The following is a 3,171-nucleotide window of genomic DNA, read 5'->3' on the forward strand; positions in this document are numbered from 1 at the left end:
GTTGCGCGTAAGAAGCTGGATCAGGGCGATGATGGCGGTATTATTGGCAATTTGGCCACCCTGCTTGTCATCTCCTTGGTAATGATTGGCGGAATAGTCTACAGCTGGACCACGTTAAGCATCGGTAGTGGTTATGGCGGGATTTACGATATTACCAGCTTATGGTTTCTGGTGCACTTCGTGGCGGGGATCCTGGCGCTACTGGCAAGCATCATGAAAATATCCCGTACACCTGATCGAGCCAAGGCAGAGCGTTGGGTATCGTATAATGTTCTCACCTACTGGAGGGGGATAGTTATCCTCTGGGTAGCCTTTTTTATCGTCTTCTATATCGCGTAATTTGGTTATAGATTATCAAATTGGACCGAGGATAAGATAATGGATATGTCGCATTTGTCGTTTGTTATTCCAGCTGGAGCGGATAATCCGACGTTCTTCTGGTTGACGGGATACATCGTGTTTCCGGTGGTGTTTTTAAGCATGTACTTCTGGTGGGTATTAAAAGAAGTGGCCAATGAAGATCGGCTCCGTGTTTTAAAGAAGACAGAAAATAGTCCATCTGGCGATATTTAAATTGTCGCAATGTGGATCGCCAGGTGCCGCCGCCGTTGTTGTTGGGAAAAGGTTGTTGCCGTGTCGCGGTCAGGACGCAGTATTTCTCATCATCAACAACTTGGCGGGGCCTGGGCATCTGTTTACACCTCTGGAGTTGTTCGTGCTTCTCTGTGGCGCTCTCTTTGGCATATGTGTGAAGGAGAATAAATCATGAGCAAAGAAAGCTATTTGGCGGCCAACAATGATTGCGATGATGAGTCATGGAATGGAAACATTGTATTGATCATCGCATTATTGTGGGCTATTATCGCTCTGGGTGGCTATTATATTACTCTTAGAGTGATGTTTTAATGTGTTGCCTTGGTTGGGTGGTGAAGCTGGTTAGGGTAGCGTGTAAAACATGGTGGGCAGATTAATGTTTTGTGTCACCATGCCGTTTGGTTCGATTAATGTAATCATAAGGAGAGACCATAAGTTATGAATACGCAGACAAAAATGCAAAAGAACTGGTATGTATCTGTTGGTGTTGCTGCTGTTTTGGCGGCCACCATGGGTATGGGCACCGCGATGGCTGGCGCTTTGGATAGTAGCTGGAAAGAAGCTACGCTTCCTCAGGTAAAGGCCATGTTGGCGAAAGATACCGGGAAAGTCAGTGGTGACACGGTCACCTACAGCGGCAAGACGGTGCATGTGGTTGCTGCAGCCGTTCTTCCGGGTTTTCCATTTCCGAGCTTTGAAGTCCATGACAAAAAGAATCCTACCCTGGATATTCCCGCAGGGGCCACTGTGGATGTGACCTTCATCAACACCAACAAGGGATTTGGTCACAGTTTTGACATCACCAAGAAAGGGCCACCTTTTGCGGTTATGCCAAACATTAAACCCATTGTTGCCGGCACTGGATTTAGTCCGGTTCCCAAGGATGGTAAATTTGGATATTCGGAGTTCACCTGGCATCCGGCAGCCGGCACTTACTACTACGTGTGCCAGATCCCTGGCCATGCGGCGACGGGAATGTTTGGTAAAATTGTTGTAAAGTAGTTTGTTAGTGTAGATTCTTGTGGCTGGAGCGGGGTGTTTACCCATGCTCTGGCCATGATGTATTTATTATAAAATAGAAATAAGTGTTTGGTGCCGTGCTTATATTGTAGTATTTTAAGATATTTTTTGATTTTTTAGATTTAAGGTCGGCAGAGTAGGAAGGAACTTTTTAGCCTCAGTAAAATTTTTAAATTAACTTTGGTTAAGTGCTATTGAAATTCTTTCACTTGAGGTGGGATAAATATGGGGAGCAACATTAATCATGGGGTAACGGATGAGGCCGCGTATCAAGGCCTAAACGCGCTCCCCCACGCGGTAGAAGGGGAAATGACGTCGGCAGTGCGGGTGATTGGCTGGTTAATCACCGGGATGCTGCTGCTGGCGGTTGCGGCCGGGTTGTGGCAGGGTATCACGGGCCATCAGGGGTTGCTGACGGATGTGGTCAACGGCCTCAAGGTCAGTGAGGTAGGTTTTGCCATTGTACTGATCCTCCTGGGCAGCATTGTTGAAGGCTTCGGCTACGGCCTGTCCCTAGGCACCCGCTGGCCCTACACGCGCAACATCGTGGTGTTGATGGTGCGTGGTGACCCCGAGGCCGCGCACCGTATGGTAGCCACCTTAGTAGGTCTGATCGCTTTGGCCCTGGTGATTCTGTCCCCCAGTGTCAGCACCATCAGCGGCCTGTCCCTGATTGTGGTGACCGCCCTGTTTGGCATGGGCACCTTATACGTCCTCGCCGGCCGAGCCCCGGCCATTGTGCATGGCACCCACGGCTTACTGGCTTATGGCGTATTCCTTATCTACCTGACCGGTCTCGTCTATCCGGGCCTCAACTTCTGGGCCTACCTTGGTGCCATCGGCGCTTTACACGCTTTACTGCTTGCCGTCTTCCTCGGTGGAATGACCACCGGACAGCGCGGTTTCGGCACCGCCATCGGCCCCTTCGTCAAACCGCAGAAGGCCGCGCAGTGGACGATCGCCGCCCACATCAGTGCCGCCCTGTTACTGGTTGCCACGCTCGGCTGGATGATGCCCGCCTATCCCATCGCTTTTTATCTTGCTGTGGCCCAGGTCGCAGTGGGTTTTCTGCTTTTCCATGCCGTCAATCTCAAGCCCAAGGATCCTGGAGTCATGGTTGCCTTTCACCAGTCCATGGTTCTGCTCATGTGTCTCGCCATTGTTCTGCAATGGCGCTAAATGAGGTCGTTAGCATCATGTTAAAAGAAGGATTAAACACGAACAATCTCGACGATCTTTCCGGGCAGCGGTTGCGGCCGTCGCTCCTCAGCGATCTCTGGGTCCTGGCCAAAGCGCGAGTGGTTTCTCTGCTGGTCTTCACCGCCGCGGTGGGCGAGATTCTCGCCCCCAACGCCCTTGTCCACTGGGAATCAGCGCTCGCTGGTCTGGTTGGCATCGCGCTGGCCGGCGGGGCAGGGGGTGTCCTCAACCAGATCGTCGAACCCGCCCTCGACCAGCACATGCACCGCACCCTCCACCGGCCGCTGGCCGAAGGGCGCGTCAGCCGCACCGGCGCCATCCTGTATGCCGCCGTCCTGATGGGTGCCGCCATCGCCA

The 3,171-nt window shown here is 52.0% G+C and carries 5 protein-coding genes and 1 pseudogene; all 6 read left to right on the top strand.

The window, feature by feature from the left end:
• Positions 1 to 339: pseudogene (locus HF921_RS06145) on the top strand (cytochrome C oxidase subunit III); the annotation flags it as partial.
• A gap of 39 nt (positions 340 to 378) precedes the next feature.
• On the top strand, positions 379 to 573 hold the full coding sequence (locus HF921_RS06150; protein WP_064218471.1) for a hypothetical protein: 195 nt from the start codon (positions 379 to 381) through the stop codon (positions 571 to 573).
• A gap of 192 nt (positions 574 to 765) precedes the next feature.
• Positions 766 to 906, top strand: a complete 141-nt coding sequence (locus HF921_RS06155) for a hypothetical protein (protein ID WP_196762841.1) — start codon at positions 766 to 768, stop codon at positions 904 to 906.
• A gap of 126 nt (positions 907 to 1,032) precedes the next feature.
• Positions 1,033 to 1,596, top strand: coding sequence for a rusticyanin (locus HF921_RS06160; protein ID WP_064218472.1), 564 nt, complete (start codon positions 1,033 to 1,035; stop codon positions 1,594 to 1,596).
• 243 nt (positions 1,597 to 1,839) lie between these two features.
• Positions 1,840 to 2,793, top strand: coding sequence for a cytochrome C oxidase assembly protein (locus tag HF921_RS06165; protein ID WP_196762843.1), 954 nt, complete (start codon positions 1,840 to 1,842; stop codon positions 2,791 to 2,793).
• 17 nt (positions 2,794 to 2,810) lie between these two features.
• Positions 2,811 to 3,171, top strand: a 361-nt coding sequence (locus HF921_RS06170) for a UbiA family prenyltransferase (RefSeq protein ID WP_215893521.1), incomplete at its 3' end; no start/stop codon positions are given.

This window comes from Acidithiobacillus ferriphilus (assembly GCF_018854775.1).
Lineage (GTDB): Bacteria > Pseudomonadota > Gammaproteobacteria > Acidithiobacillales > Acidithiobacillaceae > Acidithiobacillus > Acidithiobacillus ferriphilus.